Annotated in this window: 17 protein-coding genes; 6 read left to right on the top strand and 11 right to left on the bottom strand. The window is 62.1% G+C overall.

Annotated elements, in window-relative coordinates:
* Positions 1–43 precede the first annotated feature (43 nt).
* The 4 genes from ispH (at position 44) to DCO57_RS04085 (ending at position 3,419) form a co-directional block, all read left to right on the top strand.
* The gene (gene ispH, locus DCO57_RS04070) at positions 44–1,042 is read left to right on the top strand and encodes a 4-hydroxy-3-methylbut-2-enyl diphosphate reductase (protein WP_116697734.1); all 999 of its coding nucleotides are present in this window, start codon (positions 44–46) and stop codon (positions 1,040–1,042) included.
* 4 nt (positions 1,043–1,046) lie between these two features.
* Positions 1,047–2,012, top strand: a complete 966-nt coding sequence (gene thrB, locus DCO57_RS04075; protein ID WP_116697571.1) for a homoserine kinase — start codon at positions 1,047–1,049, stop codon at positions 2,010–2,012.
* The gene (gene rnhA / locus DCO57_RS04080) at positions 2,009–2,461 is read left to right on the top strand and encodes a ribonuclease HI (RefSeq protein WP_116697572.1); all 453 of its coding nucleotides are present in this window, start codon (positions 2,009–2,011) and stop codon (positions 2,459–2,461) included. Before thrB ends, rnhA begins: the two co-directional genes overlap by 4 nt.
* A gap of 109 nt (positions 2,462–2,570) precedes the next feature.
* Positions 2,571–3,419, top strand: coding sequence for a YegS/Rv2252/BmrU family lipid kinase (locus DCO57_RS04085; protein ID WP_208977778.1), 849 nt, complete (start codon positions 2,571–2,573; stop codon positions 3,417–3,419).
* A 73-nt stretch (positions 3,420–3,492) separates the two neighbouring features.
* Here the strand turns inward: DCO57_RS04085 and DCO57_RS04090 are convergent, their stop codons facing one another.
* The 5 genes from DCO57_RS04090 to DCO57_RS04110 form a co-directional block, all read right to left on the bottom strand.
* On the bottom strand, positions 3,493–6,405 hold the full coding sequence (locus tag DCO57_RS04090; protein ID WP_116697735.1) for an EAL domain-containing protein: 2,913 nt from the start codon (positions 6,403–6,405) through the stop codon (positions 3,493–3,495).
* Positions 6,406–6,436: 31 nt separating this feature from the next.
* Positions 6,437–7,075 carry a GNAT family protein gene (locus DCO57_RS04095; protein WP_116697574.1) on the bottom strand — a complete coding sequence of 213 codons (639 nt, stop codon included), beginning with the start codon at positions 7,073–7,075 and terminating at the stop codon, positions 6,437–6,439.
* Positions 7,076–7,092: 17 nt separating this feature from the next.
* Positions 7,093–8,382: a pitrilysin family protein gene (locus DCO57_RS04100; RefSeq protein WP_116697575.1), complete on the bottom strand. Its 1,290-nt coding sequence runs from the start codon at positions 8,380–8,382 to the stop codon at positions 7,093–7,095.
* Positions 8,383–8,386: 4 nt separating this feature from the next.
* Positions 8,387–9,793: a threonine synthase gene (thrC, locus tag DCO57_RS04105; RefSeq protein WP_116697576.1), complete on the bottom strand. Its 1,407-nt coding sequence runs from the start codon at positions 9,791–9,793 to the stop codon at positions 8,387–8,389.
* Between the two features lie 214 nt (positions 9,794–10,007).
* Positions 10,008–10,604, bottom strand: coding sequence for a YqgE/AlgH family protein (locus DCO57_RS04110; protein ID WP_116697577.1), 597 nt, complete (start codon positions 10,602–10,604; stop codon positions 10,008–10,010).
* Positions 10,605–10,824: 220 nt separating this feature from the next.
* Here DCO57_RS04110 and DCO57_RS04115 point away from each other — a divergent pair, with 220 nt between their 5' ends.
* Together DCO57_RS04115 and DCO57_RS04120 are read left to right on the top strand one after the other, a co-directional pair.
* Positions 10,825–11,646, top strand: coding sequence for a protein-disulfide reductase DsbD domain-containing protein (locus DCO57_RS04115; protein WP_116697578.1), 822 nt, complete (start codon positions 10,825–10,827; stop codon positions 11,644–11,646).
* 157 nt (positions 11,647–11,803) lie between these two features.
* Entirely contained in the window at positions 11,804–12,292 is a 489-nt protein-coding gene (locus DCO57_RS04120; RefSeq protein WP_116697736.1) for a peroxiredoxin, read from the top strand.
* Positions 12,293–12,394: 102 nt separating this feature from the next.
* Here DCO57_RS04120 and DCO57_RS04125 read toward each other — a convergent pair whose 3' ends face one another.
* From DCO57_RS04125 to DCO57_RS04145, 6 genes are all read right to left on the bottom strand, one after another.
* Entirely contained in the window at positions 12,395–13,159 is a 765-nt protein-coding gene (locus DCO57_RS04125) for an SURF1 family protein (protein WP_116697579.1), read from the bottom strand.
* Positions 13,160–13,208: 49 nt separating this feature from the next.
* Entirely contained in the window at positions 13,209–13,598 is a 390-nt protein-coding gene (locus tag DCO57_RS04130; RefSeq protein WP_116697737.1) for a DUF983 domain-containing protein, read from the bottom strand.
* A 162-nt stretch (positions 13,599–13,760) separates the two neighbouring features.
* A complete protein-coding gene (locus tag DCO57_RS04135) occupies positions 13,761–14,633 on the bottom strand; it encodes a cytochrome c oxidase subunit 3 (RefSeq protein WP_116697580.1) in 873 nt (290 codons plus the stop codon).
* A gap of 50 nt (positions 14,634–14,683) precedes the next feature.
* A complete protein-coding gene (locus DCO57_RS04140; protein ID WP_116697581.1) occupies positions 14,684–15,289 on the bottom strand; it encodes a cytochrome c oxidase assembly protein in 606 nt (201 codons plus the stop codon).
* Between the two features lie 10 nt (positions 15,290–15,299).
* Complete coding sequence (locus DCO57_RS23480; protein ID WP_165814628.1) at positions 15,300–15,461, bottom strand: hypothetical protein; 162 nt, start codon at positions 15,459–15,461, stop codon at positions 15,300–15,302.
* A 4-nt stretch (positions 15,462–15,465) separates the two neighbouring features.
* On the bottom strand, positions 15,466–16,401 hold the full coding sequence (locus DCO57_RS04145; RefSeq protein WP_116697582.1) for a heme o synthase: 936 nt from the start codon (positions 16,399–16,401) through the stop codon (positions 15,466–15,468).
* Between the last annotated feature and the right edge of the window lie 66 nt (positions 16,402–16,467).

Genomic DNA, 16,467 nt, shown 5'->3' on the forward strand with positions numbered 1-16,467 from the left:
GCAGGCCCTTATTGCGGCCATAAAGGTTTGCCGAAAGTGCATCATGACTGAATCCCAGCAGCAAAAACCACCTCTTTCCATCCGGCTCTGCGCGCCACGCGGGTTTTGCGCCGGTGTGGACAGGGCCATCCAGATCGTGGAGCTGGCGCTGGAAAAATACGGCCGCCCCGTCTATGTGCGCCACGAGATCGTTCACAACAAATTCGTGGTGGACGGACTGAAGGCCAAGGGAGCCGTGTTTGTCGAGGAGCTGGAGGAAATACCGGCGGCGGACGCAGGCCGGCCGGTGATCTTTTCGGCTCACGGGGTGCCCAAGGCGGTACCGGAAGACGCACAGATCCGCAACATGTTCTATCTGGATGCCACCTGCCCGCTGGTTTCCAAGGTTCACAAGGAAGCGGAAATCCATTTCCGCCGCGGCCGGGAGATCCTGCTGATCGGCCACCAGGGACACCCGGAAGTGATCGGCACAATGGGGCAACTGCCGGAGGGGATCGTCAGCCTGATCGAGACCGAGGACGACGCGCGCCGCTATGCGCCGCGCTCGGACCGGCCGCTCGCCTATATCACCCAGACCACCCTTTCCGTGGACGACACGGCCGGAATCGTCGCCGTTCTGCAGGAGCGCTTTCCCGATATCGTCGCGCCGCACAAGGAAGACATCTGCTATGCCACGACCAACCGCCAGGAAGCGGTCAAGCATGTGGCTCCGGAAGTCGATGCGATGATCGTCGTGGGGGCACCGAACTCGTCCAATTCGCAGCGCCTGCGGGAAGTGGCGGAGCGCGCGGGCTGCAAGACCTCCGTGCTTATCCAGCGCGCCGGCGACATCGAGTGGCAGGATTTCGAAGGGATCGGCTCTCTGGGCCTGACAGCAGGTGCATCGGCGCCCGAAACTCTGGTAGAGGAAATCATCGCTGCCTTCGCCGGACGGTTCGATGTCCGCGTCGAAACGGTACGCACCGCCGAAGAAACGATTTCCTTCAACCTGCCGCGCGAGCTCAGGGATCCGGTCCCGCCCGCTCAAGCGGCCAGCGGATGAAACAATGGCTGTCTATACCGAAGTAACCGATGAAGAGCTCAACAACTTCATCGGCGGCTATGATGTTGGCCGTCTCCTGTCCTTCAAGGGCATCGCCGAAGGTGTCGAGAACAGCAATTTCCTGCTCCACACCGACAAGGCCTCCTACATCCTGACACTTTACGAAAAGCGGGTGAACCCGGACGACCTGCCCTATTTCCTCAACCTGCTGGAGCATCTGGCGGGCAAGGGGCTTTCCTGTCCGACACCGGTGCCCTCGAAGGACGGCAAGCTGCTCGGCACGCTGGCCGGACGTCCTGCCGCGCTGGTGACCTTTCTGGACGGCATGTGGGTCAAGCGGCCACGTACGGATCATTGCGGAGAGCTCGGCAAGGTCATGGCCGAACTGCATCTCGACGGCATGGACTATGAAGGCTTCCGCCGGAACGCCCTCGATGTCAGTGGCTGGCGACCGTTGTTCGACCAGTGCAGCGCGCGCGCCGACAGCGTCCATGCCGGTCTCGGCGCGGAGATTTCCCGCGAACTCGCTCATCTGGAAGCCGCCTGGCCGTCCGACCTGCCGTCCGGCGTGATCCATGCCGACCTGTTTCCGGACAACGTCTTCTTCCTGGGCGACAGGCTTTCCGGCCTGATCGATTTCTATTTCGCCTGCAACGATGCCTTCGCCTATGACATCGCCATCTGCCTGAATGCCTGGTGCTTCGAAGCGGACGGGGCGTTCAATGTCACCAAGGCCCGCGCATTGCTGAAGGGATATACATCCGTCCGGCCGCTGACATCCGCGGAATATGACGCGCTGCCGACGCTCTGCCGGGGAGCCGCGCTCCGCTTTCTGCTCACACGTCTCTACGACTGGCTGAGCGTTCCCGAAGGCGCGCTGGTGACACCGAAGGACCCGCTGGAATACCTGAAGAAACTCAGGTTCCACCAGACCATTGAAACCGCGGAGGCTTACGGGCTGGAACGATGAGCAGTGCAAATCGCGTGACGATCTATACCGACGGCGCCTGTTCGGGCAATCCCGGCCCGGGAGGCTGGGGCGCCATCCTGCGTTTCGGCGAGCACGAGAAGGAACTGAGCGGCGGCGAAGCGGACACGACCAACAACCGCATGGAGCTGACGGCTGCCATAGAAGCCCTGAAGGCCCTCAGCCGTCCCTGCGCCGTCGACCTTTATACGGACAGCACCTATGTGCGCAGCGGCATCAGCGAATGGATGGACGGCTGGAAAAGAAAAAACTGGCGCACCTCGACGAACAAACCGGTGAAGAACGCCGACCTCTGGCAAGCTCTTGATGCCGCAAGGGAACGTCACGACGTGACCTGGCACTGGGTCAAGGGGCACGCCGGCCATCCGGACAATGAGCGCGCGGATGAGCTGGCGCGCAGCGGCATGGCCCCCTATAAGGGCGGCGCATAACCGCGATACCCGTGAGACTCGCAAAGGATTTCCAGTGAGAGCTTCTCCGCGGTCCGCCCCCGCTTCGCCGTCTGCGCCTCACGCGGATACAGCCGGATCCGTGCTGATCATGGCCAATCCGACCTCCGGTGGCTACGATGCCGGATTTCTGGAAAAGGTTCGCGCGCGCCTGGAGCAGCACGGCTTCATGGCCGAAATCAGGCTGACCCGTCATGCCGGTGAGATCGGCGAGGTCTGCGCCGATCCGGAGCTGCGCGTGCGGACGCTGGTTGTGGCCGGCGGCGACGGCTCGATCAACGAGGCGCTGACCGGTTTTCAGACCCATCCCGATCCGCCGCAACTGGCGGTGATCCCCTTCGGCACGGCGAATGTTCTGGCGCTGGAACTGGCCCTGCCGCACAACGCGCAGGCCATCGCCGACATCATCCGGCACCAGAAGACCCGGCAGCTGCATTACGGCCTGGCGAACGGACATCCCTTCGTCCTGATGGCGTCTGCCGGTTTCGATGCGGAAGTGGTCCATGCGGTTCCCCTCACCCTGAAACGGCGGCTCGGCAAACTGGCCTATGTGATCACCGCGATCAGAACCGGTTTCGGCCGCAAGGGCACGCTGCTGAGGATCACCCTGGACGGGGAGACGATCACGGGAAAGCTGGCCGTTGCCAGCAATGCAAGGCACTACGGCGGCCCCTTCGTCATCTGTCCGGGCGGGGCGACCGATCCGGGACTGTATATGCTGGTGCTGGAAAGGGATGACCCCTGGTCGTCCCTCCGCTACGGCATTGCACTGATGCTCGGCCGTATTCACAAGGTCCGCGGTGCGCTCGTCAGACCGTTTTCCGTCGCCACCATCACCGCAGATGCTCCGGTCGCCGCCCAGATCGACGGCGACCCCTTCGGGGCCACGCCGCTGGAAATCCGGACAACGGACAGGACAATTCCCATTCTGGTTCCCTGATCGCAGACGCTTCGTCATCCCGCTCGAAACGCCGGGCAGCACCGAACGCAGGCAGGGGAAACCCGAAGGCCTCTTATGCCGACTCGGCTTGCGCGGGCATCTTGCGCAGGATCTTGGTCGCCTCGTTCGCCGATACGGCTTCGCCGAAGAAATAGCCCTGGGCGTATTCGCAGCCGAGCTGATAGAGCTCCAGCGCATCGTTTTCGCTTTCCGCCCCCTCGGCGACGACAGACATGCCCAGATCATGGCCCATGGCGACGATCGTGCGCAGAAGAACCGGTCTAGCCGAGGAGCCGTTCGGCTTCACGAAGGACTGGTCGATCTTGATCGTGTCGAAGGGGAAGCGGTGAAGATAGGACAGCGACGAGTGGCCCGTGCCGAAATCGTCCAGCGAGAGACCCGCGCCCAGACCGCGCAGGCGCTCCAGAACCTTGGCGGAATATTCCGGATTGGACATGACGAGGGATTCGGTCAGTTCCAGCTTCAGCGTCCCCGGCTCCAGCGACGTGCGTGACAGGACCGCCTTCACGTCGTTGATCAGATCGTGCTTGAGCAGCTGACGCGACGACAGGTTCACGGAGGCGAAGAGGGGCTGGTGCGTGCGGAATTCGCGCTGCCAGAAGGCAAGCTGCTGCGCGCCCTTGTCGAGCATATACATGCCGAGTTCGTTGATGAGGCCGGACTGTTCAGCCACGGGAATGAACTCGGAGGGCGAGATCTTGCCGCGCTTGGGGTGGTTCCAGCGCGCGAGTACTTCGAAACCCGCTATGGACTGGTCTTCGAGACGGATGATCGGCTGGAAGAAGACACCAAGCGTTTCCTTCTTGATCGCTTCCCTGAGATCGCCTTCCAGGTCGACGATATTCTTGTCGAGCGGCCGCAGGATCGGGCGGAACACTTCCTGACGGTCGCCGCCCAGACGCTTGGCGTGGTTGAGAGCGATTTCCGCGTTGGTGAGCATGTCCTCGACGCCCTGCTTGCCGCCTTCGAAAAAGGAGATACCGACCGAGCATGTCAGGAAGATCTCCCGGTCTCCGAAGGTGATCGGTGCCCGGACGGCCTTGCGCAGCGAATCCGCCAGCGCAACGATCCGGTCCGGCTCCTGTTCCGACAGCAGCACCAGTCCGTACTGATCTCCTGACAGGCGACCGAGCGTATCCTGCTGGCCGATCAGGCGTCCGAGACGGCGGGCCACGGTCAGCAGGATGCTGTCGCCCGCCGACAGGCCGATGCTGTCATTGACCTGCTTGAACCGGTCAAGATTGAGAACCATGATCGTCGGTTTGGAGGTTTCCTCGGCATTGGAGCGCACCACGCTGGTGCGCAGCCTGTCGACAAACAGTTCGCGGTTCGGCAGACCTGTCAGATTGTCATGCACCGCGTCATGCAGGAGACGCTCCTCGGCGGTGCGCTCCTCGGTGACGTCCAGCAGCGTTCCGACACAACGGATCACTTCGCCGTCCGCACCGATGATCGGGCGGGCACGCAGGCGGAACCAGCGGAAATGGCCGTCTTCGGATCTCAGGCGGAATGTCTGGGTAACCTTGCCGCGCCGCTGATCGATCACGGCATCGAGCGTTGCGCGGAACCGGTCGCGGTCCTGCGGGTGGAGGACTTCCAGCCAGTCGCGTGCCGGCCCCTCGAGGGTGCCGTGCCTGAGATTGAGGAGATCCTCGACCTCATTGCCGGTGTAGATGCGGTCCCGGTCGATATCCCAGTCCCAGATGATGTCGCCGGCGCCGGTGAGCGCCAGTGCCTTGCGCTCCACGTCGGAAATCAGGCCCTGGGCAATCGCACCGCCCGCAAAGGCGTGCTGCATGACCGTGAAGCCGATCAGCAGGACGATCAGCACGAGACCGCCACCGAGGGCCGGCTGGACAATGTCGTTTGACAGGTAACCGGTGATGGTCATGGCGGCGCCGACCAGCCAGGCCATCAGGAGGCACCAGGTCGGGATCAGCAGGATCGCACGGTCATAGTGCTGGAAGGCCAGGATGGCGATGGTCACGAATCCCAGGATGCCGATCACGCCGAGGGCAAGGCGCGCGATGCCGGCGGCAATCGAGGGGTCCCAGACCGCCACGCCGAGCAAACCCAGAATCAGGATCAGCGTCGTGAGCGCCAGATGGGAATAGTGGATATTCCAGCGGTTCAGATTGAGATAGGCGTAGAGGAAAATGATCAGGCTGGCGGCGAGCATCACCTCCGCACAGGCACGGGCGAGCTGACTGCCGCCGCCACTGAGGTTGAACACCATGCCCCAGAAACCGAAGTCGATGCACAGATAGGCCAGGACCGACCAGGCAAGCGCTGCCGTGGCCGGGAACATGACCGTGCCCTTGACCACGAAAAGGATCGTCAGGAACAGCGCCAGAAGGCCGGAAATGCCGAGGATAATACCGCGATAGAGCGTATAGGCGTTGACGGTTTCCTCATAGACGTCCGGTTCCCAGATCCGGATTTCCGGCAGGTTCGGGGTCGTCATCTCCGCAACGAAGGTGACAATAGAGCCCGGATCGAGCGTGACGAGGAAGACATCCGCCTCCAGGCTTTTCTGCCGCTCCGGGGCGATGCCCTGACTCGGCGTGATGGCCGCGATGCGCGAGGAGCCCAGGTCCGGCCAGAAAAGGTTGGATCCCACAAGCTTGTAGTTCGGCGCAACGATCAGCCGGTCGATCTGTTCGTCGCTGGTGTTGGCCAGCGCGAATACGGCCCAGTTCGTGTTGGAGCCGTCGCGCGAGGGCACCTCGATGCGGCGGACGATGCCGTCCGCGCCCGGTGCGGTCGACACCTGCAGGCGGGAGCCCGCCTCCCGGTGAAGTTCGACGGAATTGGTGATGTCCAGCGCCTCGATATCGATCGGTACGGGGATCGGCTCGAGCGCCTGCACAGGCTGCGCCGCGAAGGCTGCGGCGATCAGGCAAAACGCCGCAACGACAAGGCTTTTGAACACGTTGCTGAATGGACCCGGTGACGAAATCGACATGGGGCGAAGAACTACCGGGTTGTGGCGCATGTCACAAGAATTCTTTCAAGATACCTTCAACACTGGGAGCCACTTTTCCGGGACGCGCCGCATGATCTTCCGCAAGACAGGCAAACAGCAGATGATCCTGCCAGCTACCGTTGATCAGCAGATAGTTGCGCGCGTAACCTTCACGATGGAACCCGGCATTTTCAAGCAGCCGGATGGACGGCATGTTGGACGGCAGGCAAGCTGCCTCTATTCGGTGCAGGCCCAAAACGTCGAAACAAAAAGGCAAGATCATGGCGACGGCCGCCGACATGTGCCCTTTTCCCGCATGTCTCTGGCCCATCCAGTAGCCGAGCGTTGTCGTCTGGCTGACGCCGCGCCGGATGTTGCTCAGGGTCAGCCCTCCCAGGATGTCATCGCTGCGGGCACGGAAGAGCAGAAAAGACAGGCTGCGGCCTTCCTTGCGATCCCTGGAATAGCGGCGCAGCCGACGGCGGAAGCCTGTCTTGGTAAGGTCGTCGGACGGCCAGAGCGGCTCCCAGGGTTTCAGGAAGGCGCGGCTTTCCGCACGCAATTCAACCCAGTTCCTGAAATCGGACATGATCGGCGGGCGCAGGTAGTAGCCGCCTGCCTCGATCAGCAGTTCAGCGTCCGTTGAAGATCCCGGCCGTAGCAGCGACATGCCCCGCTCTCCGCGTCCTACATTGAAGCTGCCCGCAGAACCGGGTCCTGCTGCAACCTTTCCGCCAGTTCGGCCGCAGTCATGACACCGTCCACCGGGCCGATGGCGGTCAGGGTGGGCGTTGCCCCGACGAAGGTTTCGTGCGCGACCCGGCGGATATCGGCCGCGGTGACGGCTTCGATCTTGCTGGAGATCTCCTCGGGAAGGAGCACGCGGCCATGGACCAGGATCTGCCGTGCGATCTGCCCCGCCCGCGCCGCCGGGCTTTCCAGAGCCATCATCAGTCCCGCACGAATCTGGGCACGGGACCGGGCCACTTCCTCCTCGGAGATGGTCCGGGTGGCGGCAACGAGTTCGTCGGCGATCATCGGCATCAGGGCGCCGAGATCGTCATGACTGGTCGCCGCATGCAGACCGAACAGGCCGGTGTCCGAAAACGCCCAGTGGAAACTGTAGATGGCATAGCAAAGGCCGTGTTTCTCGCGAATTTCCTGGAACAGGCGCGACGACATACCGCCGCCCAGAACGGACGCCAGGATCTGGATCGCGTAATAGTCCTTCGACTTGTAGGGACGGCCTTCGAAACCGATCAGAACCTGTGCTTCCATCAGGTCCTTGACGCGCAGGGTTTCGCCGCCACGATAACGGGCCTGGGATTCCCGGGAAGCGGGCTCGCTGTTGAAGCCGCCGAATTTTTCCCTCGCCAGTGCCACGAACGCCTCATGATCGACCGCGCCGGCGGCGGCCAGAACCATGTCGGGCGCCCGGTAGCGGTCGGCAAGATAGGCGTTCAGCGCATCGCGGTTGAAGCCTTTCACCGTTTCCGGCGTTCCCAGGATCGGACGTCCGATCGCCTGGTCCGGCCAGGCGGTTTCCTGGAACAGGTCGAAGGCCTGGTCGTCGGGGGAGTCGTTCGCCGCGCCGATTTCCTGAAGGATCACATGCTGCTCGCGCGCCAGTTCCTGCGCGTCGAAGGTGGAATTCTGCAGGATATCGGCCAGAATATCGACCGCAAGCGGCATGTCTTCGGCCAGGATACGGGCATAGTAGTTGGTGTGTTCGATACTGGTCGAGGCGTTCAGCTCGCCGCCTACCGCCTCGATTTCCTCGGCGATTCCGCGCGCCGTTCTCGACTTCGTCCCCTTGAAAGCCATATGTTCCAGCAGATGGGTGATGCCGTTCTGATCCACCGATTCCACCCGGGATCCCGTGCGGACCCATACCCCCAGTGCCGCGGTCTTCAGATGCGGCATCTGGTCGGTGACGACCGTCAGTCCGTTGTCGAGAACAGTTGTTTTTACATTCATATAGCTACACCCCGGCGGTGACGGCCCGGGCGTGATCTTCGATGAATCGTTCCACCACGCCCTGGTCTGCTGCCAATACCTGCTGGCGCTCCTCCGCAATCATCATGTCTTTGAGATTTTCAGGCAATTCCGGCCGGATGCCGGAGGCCTTTTCGACAGCATCCGGGAACTTTGCCGGATGCGCCGTGCCCAGAACCACCATCGGAACCGAGCCGTCATCGTGATCTTTCGCAACATGCACACCGATGGCGGTATGCGGATCGAGGAGATAACCTGTTTCCTTCCAGGTCTGCGCTATGGTGGCGGCCGTCTCCTGCTCGTTGCAGCGGCCCGCTCCGAAGACGGACCGCATGGCCTCCAGCGGAGCGTTGTCGATGCCGAAGCTGCCGGACTGGGACAGCTGTTCCATCATCCGCCGGACCGCCGCGCCGTCCCGGCCGCAGACTTCTGCCAGAAGGCGTTCGAAATTCGAGGACACCTGGATGTCCATGGACGGTGAAATCGTCGCAGTCACGCCGCGTTTTTCATAACGGCCGGTTTCGAGCGTCCGCGCCAGAATGTCGTTCACATTGGTCGCCACGACCAGCTTTTCGACCGGAAGCCCCATTTTCTTCGCCGCATAGCCGGCGAAGATATCCCCGAAATTGCCCGTCGGCACCGTGAAGGACACTTTTCTGTGCGGTGCGCCGAGCGCGGCGGCGGCTACGAAATAATAGACGATCTGCGCGAGAATACGGGCCCAGTTGATCGAGTTGACCCCGGAAAGCGCCACCCGGTCGCGGAAGGCGAAATGGTTGAACATGCCCTTGACGATCGCCTGACAGTCGTCGAAATTTCCGGCAAGCGCCAGCGCATGGACGTTGTCCTCGGTCGCCGTCGTCATCTGGCGGCGCTGGACATTCGACACGCGTCCGTCCGGGAACAGGACGAAGATGTCCGTCCTCTCACGGCCGCGGAAAGCCTCGATCGCCGCGCCGCCGGTGTCGCCCGACGTGGCGCCCACGATGGTCGCGCGCAGCCCGCGGCGGGTCAGCACATAATCCATCATCCGGCCGAGAAGCTGCATCGCCACGTCCTTGAAGGCGAGCGTCGGTCCGTGAAAGAGTTCGAGAATGAAGGTGTTCGGCCCGCTCTGCACCAGCGGCGTGATCGCCGGATGCCGGAAGCCGGCATAGGCGTCATCGATCATGGCCTTGAGATCATCTTGCGGAATATCATCGCCGATGAACGGGCTGATGACGGCAAGAGCGACGTCCTGGTAGGATTTTCCGGCGAAGGAGGCGATAGTGTCGGCGTCGAATTGCGGCCATGTATCTGGAAGATAAAGGCCACCGTCGCGAGCGAGCCCCTGGAGCAGGACATCGGAAAATTCCAGGACAGGTGCCTCACCGCGCGTACTGCTATATTTCACCGCGTCACTTCCCTTTTGTATCGACCTTTTTCGCTGGGCCTCGACCCGCATGACCGGACGGCCAGACCCACAGCCTACTTGAAACCCGCCGGATTTGAAACAAACCATGCCACCCTTGCGACTTACGCGCCATAACATTCAAGCGCAAGTCGCTTTTGGCTAAAAGGATGACCGTGCCGGACATGGCCGGCGCCCGTTCCCCGCAGGCCTGAGCTCAGGCGTGGCCCGCTTCGGAAAAGAGCATGGCCGGGTCAATTCCCAGGCTTGCGAGCGCGCGATGCCACTTGGATTCGAAATCCGGGTCAAAGAGGATGTCGGGATCGGCGGGGGCTGTCAGCCAGCCGTTGGACTGGATCTCGTTCTCCAGCTGTCCGGGCGCCCAGCCCGCATAACCGAGCGCCAGCATGGCCTGGGAGGGGCCGGTGCCGGTGGCCATGGCCCTGAGAATCTCAAGCGTGGCAGTCAGGCAGATGCCGTTTTCGATGGTGAGCGTGGACTGGTTCAGGGTGAAATCATCGCTGTGAAGCACGAAACCGCGCTCCACCTCGACCGGACCGCCCTTGTGAACGTTCATGTCGCGCACCCGGGCCGGCAACCGGATGGCGCTGTCGTCATTGACGATATCCAGCTGAATCAGCAACTCTTCAAGGGAAAGATGACGGGCAACCTGGTTGACCACCAGCCCCATGGCTCCCTGCTCGGAATGAGAGCACAGGAAGATGACAGAATGTTCGAACCGGCTGTCTGCCATGCTCGGCATTGCAATCAGAAACTGGCCTTCCAGCGTGTCTGCTGCTTCGGTTCCGGCCATGCGCACCTCTTTTTTTGTTGACGCCCTCTGCCTTCTTGCAAGCATAGCCTCTTTGACAGGGTTTGTTAACGTCTGTTTGCCGATCCGGGCGGGCTGCCAGGCTTGCTTTCCTCCGACCGGGAGATCTGCGAAACGTCTCACGATGCCGTCACGAGGATATGACCCGGATGGGACACTCTTGCCCATGACGCTTGCGCGAAACTCGTGTAGCACTGAACGCATGAAACGGATTGCCCTGATACTCTTTCTCTTCCTGCTGACGCCCGCCTCCCCCACCCAGGCCGCCATGACGGACTGGACCGAGGTCCAGGGCGGGGCCGTGCGGCTGATCGCCTCCGGGCCGCTGGAAAACGGCCAGTACCAGGCCGGACTGGAATTTCTTCTGGACCCCGGCTGGCACACCTACTGGCGCTCTCCGGGCGAGGCCGGCATCCCGCCCCGGATCACCCTTTCGGATGCCGACAACATCGGGGATCTGGAGATCCTCTATCCGGTTCCCGAACATCATGACGACGGGTTTTCCCGGTCGATCGTCTATCACGGCGGCATCGTGCTGCCGATGCAGGTGTTCCCCGAAGCCGCGCAGAAACCCGTCCGGCTCTCCATCGACGTCTTTTTCGGCATCTGCAACGAGATCTGCGTGCCGGGCGACGCCTCACTCTCGCTTGATCTGACCCCGGAAACCCGGGCCGACATGATCGCGGCAAAGCTCATTGCCCGGAATCTCGCCGCCGTTCCCGTGACCGGCGGAAACGACGACCTCGACATCACTTCGGTCGTCCCGACCTCGGAGGGCGACAGGCTTGTCATCAGGGCCAAGGTGGCGGGAGACGAGACGCCGGAGCTGTTCGCCGCCGGGCCGGAAGGGTCCTTCATCGGCCTGCCGGAACTGACCGCTCACACGGAAGGCGAGGCCTATTGGGAACTGCCGACCCGGGGCCTTGCGGTCAGCGACGAAGACAACACGCTCAGGCTCGTCCTGTCAGCCGGGGGCAAGGCCATTGAACACCTTCAGCCGGTGGACCCCGGCTGGGTGAAATAGCCCTGCAGCCCCCACCTCATCTGACACGGCGGCAAGTCCGGAACCGAGCAGAGGCTGCATTTTGCCGGTGCGTCCCTCGACGGATGCACCGGAACACTCTATCTGTTCACGGGAATGCACCGCTTTATTCAGGCGACACACACAAGGAATGATTGCCATGACACTCAAGGTTGGGGACCGCCTTCCGGACGCCACGTTCAAGACCATGACCGCCGACGGGCCCGGCGAGATGTCGGTGAGCGATCTGACTTCCGGCAAGACCGTCGTTCTCTTCGGCGTGCCCGGCGCTTTCACCCCCACCTGTCACATGAACCACCTGCCCGGTTTCGTGGAACATGCGGAAACGCTGAAGAACAAGGGGATCGACACGATCGCTGTCGTCTCGGTCAACGACGTCTTCGTCATGGATGCCTGGCAGAAGGCCTCCAACACCGGTGGAAACATCACCTTCCTGTCCGATACGGCTGCCGAATTCGTCGAAGCGGCCGGCCTCGGCCTCGGGCCGGCGCCGATCTTCGGTCACGTCCGCTCGCAGCGCTTCGCGCTGATCGCGAAGGACGGTGTCGTGACCTTCCTTGCCATCGAGGATAGCCCGGGCGATGCCACAAAAACCGGCGCAGCAGCCATCCTCGAAGCGCTTGGCTGAGCGCAAGTAACACGACGCGTTCGGTTGTACGCAAACAAAGTGCCCGGCCAATTCAAGGCCAATCGGGTTCATATCCGACGCACAAGAAGGGCATGATCGAAATCAGAGATCAGCCCTTTCCTTGCCGCTGCGAGGCCAGATGACGCCAATTGCATAAGTCAGAAAAACGCCGACAAGGGTCGCGGCAAGTCCGAACCAGGTGAGCGCATAGCCGAGGTGGTCGTTCTTGAAGCGGACGATGGTTTCGCCCGCCTGCGGCAGGCCACCGGCCGGGGTGAATTCCGCGTCTAGATCTATGCTGTAGGGGGCAAGCTCAGCCGGGTCCACACCCAGAACCTCTCCCATGGCCCAGGTATCGCGGGCGAACCAGATGTTGTCGGCGGGGTCCGTCTCCGGCGTCGTCCAGTTCGGCTTTTCGCTCAAGCGCAACAGACCGGTCAGTTCCATCGTGCCTTCCGGAGGCTGCAGCGCCAGCCTTTGGTGCTCGCCATCCAGCCCCTGGGGCAGGAACCCGCGATTGACCAGCACGACCCAGCCTTCGGTCGTTCGGAACGGCGCGTAGGTCATCACGCCAGGGCCACCAACGGGTCCGGCCGGATTGCCCAAGGCGGTGTAGTAGAAAACCGATCCCGGCAGAAACGCACCGGTCACCGCGACATGGCGATAGTCGTCAGCTTCCGCGAGGTCGCGCCACTCGGACGGACCCGGCGCTTCTACGGGCGCATGCGACACGCCTTCTTCCACCTGGACGATGAGATTTTCCTTCCAGGCCAGCCGGTCGAGCTGCCAGAAGCCCAGCTTGAGCAGTACCAGCAGCGCAAGCGCGGCGGCTATGAAAGGAATGAGCAGTTTTCGAACTGGCCCCATGACGGGATCTGCCTTCGTGCGTTATGCGCGCAGTTTTCGCCCTGCGTTTCTAGGAATTCTCGCCATCATCGAGACGGCCTTCCTCGGCCTTGTGACGGAACTGCAGGGCAATCATCAATCCCTTCAGGGGCCGCAGGACGCCGCCCGCCAGAATGACGGTCAGCGGCAGCCACAGGACAAGATGCACCCAGATCGGCGGCTGAAAGCTCAGTTCGACGAACAGGACCAGACCGACGACAATGAAGCCGACAATCATGATGACGAAGACCGCCGGGCCGTCGCCGCTGTCTGCGAAGGAAAAATCCAGACCACAGGCCGCGCAGGACTTTTTCACGGACAGGAAACCGTCAAAGAGCTTTCCCTGGCCGCAACGCGGACATTTGCCGGAAAGACCTGCGGTAACCGGATTGACCGGAGGAAAATGTGCCTTGTCTTCCATATCCTGCCTCATAACTTGTTCCGGAAACGAAAGCGCCCGATCCGGTTGCCGGATCGGGCGCTTTCAGGACCCTGGTGAGACCGCCCCGTCTTGTCCGCCCGCTCATGTGAACGCGGCAGGATCCGGAGCGTCCTGCCCGCGTTCAAGCGAACGCAGGACGCTCTAGTGAGCGGCCGGAGTACCTGCGCCCCAGATGTAGATGGAGACGAACAGGAACAGCCAGACGACGTCGACGAAATGCCAGTACCAGGCGGCAGCCTCGAAGCCGAAATGGTGTTGCGATGTGAACTGGCCCATGGTCGCGCGGATCAGGCACACAAGCAGGAAAATGGTTCCGACTATGACGTGGAAACCATGGAACCCGGTCGCCATGAAGAAGGTCGCGCCATAGATGTTGCCGTCGAAGGTGAAGGCGGCATGGGCATATTCGTAGGCCTGGCAGATGGTGAAGATCACACCGAGGATCACCGTCAGGGTCAGCCCCCATTTCAGGCCTTCGCGATCATCATGCAGCAGCGCGTGGTGTGCCCAGGTGACCGTGGTGCCGGAGCACAGCAGGATCAGCGTATTGAGCAGCGGCAGGTGCCAGGGATCGAAGGTCTCGATGCCTTCCGGCGGCCAGTGACCGCCCGTCGCTTCGACGCGGGCATACTGGATGGCCTCGCCGGTGAACAGCGACGCATCGAAATAGGCCCAGAACCAGGCAACGAAGAACATCACTTCCGATGCGATGAAGAGCAGCATGCCATAGCGAAGATGCAGGGTCACCACACGGGTGTGATGGCCCTCGCGGCCTTCGCGGATGGTATCGCGCCACCAGCCGAACATCACGTAAAGAATGATCAGCATGCCGACAGCGAACAGGCCCCAGCCCGTCAGGTCGATGCCGAGAAGCACGAATTCCGTGTCCTGGCCGTACTTCATGAAGCCGATGGCGCCGAGCGCCATGATGAAGGCGCCAATGGACGCAATGAACGGCCACGGACTAGGTTCCACCAGGTGGTAATCGTGGTTTTTGGTATGTGCCTCAGCCATCGGCAAGCTCCCCAAACGCAGTCATCTCAAGCGCGGTCTCGCGCAATTACTTAAAGGTTCGTTTCAGCAGCGGGCTTATCGACCCTTGCCGCAACAGGACGTTCCGGTTGTTCTACCGGGAAGAAGGTGTAGGACAAAGTGATTTCCTTCACCGATTTCAGTTCCGGATCGTTGTCCATATCCGGGTCGACAAAAAAGACGACCGGCATCTCGACGGTTTCGCCGGCTTCGAGCCGCTGCTCGGTAAAGCAGAAGCATTGCAGCTTGTTGAAGTAGATCCCCGCAGTCGGCGGCGACACGTTGAACGTCGACGTGCCGACGGTCGGCTCCGTTCCCGTGCTGGTCGCCTCATAGAGGAGCTGGGCGGTCTCGCCCATCTTCAGCGTGACGGAGCGGTGCACGGGCCGGAATTTCCAGGGCAGCGCATGATTGACATTGCCGTCGAAGCGCACGGTGATCGTCCGGTCGATGACCATGTCGCTTTCCGCGTCGGCGACCTGCGTCGTTCCTCCGAAGCCCGTCACGCTGCAGAACAGATTGTAGAGCGGCACGGCCGCATAGGCGGCACCGACCATCATGGCGAACACACCGCCACAGGCAATCGCGACCGTGCGGTTGCTGCGGGAGAGGTTGGGAGTGCTCTGCTGTCTGCTCACTGTGTCTTCCTCAAAGCGGCCGGTCTATGACGCCCGGTCCCAGCTTGACGATGGTAACCACATAGAAAAGGACGACAAGTGCGCCCAGAACCACGGCGATCGCGATCGATCTGGCGCGGCGTTTCCTTTTCTGCTCATCCGTCAGCGTGATGCCCGGTTCTTCTCCCGCCATCGGTTCACACTCCCGCCACAAGGCTTTCGCCAAGAAGCAGGGCGAAGAGCATGAACAGATAGAAGATGGAATACTTGAAGAGGCGCACACAGGCCTGACGGGCCCGGTCGCCGTCGCGCTTGCGCCACACATCGGCTGCAAGCACCAGGAAAGCCAGTCCGAGCAGTGCCGAGGCGGCGCCGTAGACAGGTCCCGCGAAACCGAGAAGATAGGGCGCGACGCCAACCGGCGCGAGCAGGACGGAATAGACCAGAATGTGGTGCCGGGTGCTGGTTTCTCCGGCGACCACCGGCAGCATCGGCACGCCGGCGGCGCGGTAATCGACACTCTTGAAGAGGGCAAGCGCCCAGAAGTGCGGCGGCGTCCACATGAAGATGATCAGGAAAAGCACGAAGCTTTCCAGGCTGACGGACCCGGTGACCGATGCCCAGCCGACCATGGGCGGAAACGCCCCGGCAGCGCCGCCGATGACAATGTTCTGCGGTGTCGAACGCTTCAGCCACATGGTGTAGACGACCACGTAGAAGAAGATCGTGAAGGCAAGAAAGGCGCCCGCGAACCAGTTGACCAGCAGGCCGAGGGTGACCACGGAACCGATGGACAGGGTGATCCCGAAAGCCAGGGCTTCGTCACCGGTGACTTTACCGGTCGGAATCGGACGGCCGCGGGTGCGCGACATGATCCGGTCGATGTCGGCGTCATACCACATGTTCAGTGCGCCGGACGCCCCTGCCCCGATGGCAATGCACAGGATCGCCACCGCGCCCAGTACCGGATGCACGGAACCGGGTGCCAGCATCAGGCCGACGAAGGCGGTGAAGATCACCAGCGACATGACACGCGGCTTCAGGAGCGCCACATAGTCGCTCACCGATCCCATACCGCCGTCCCAGACGGCGCTGTCCTGGCTGATCGTATCCTGGCGCTCAACGAGCGACATGGGCGTGTCCTTTGACTTCTTTTGTTTTTGCGGTTCGCGCGTTTTCACGCGGCGCAAGGGGCAGCA

Source organism: Labrenzia sp. 011 (assembly GCF_003075075.1).
GTDB lineage: Bacteria > Pseudomonadota > Alphaproteobacteria > Rhizobiales > Stappiaceae > Roseibium.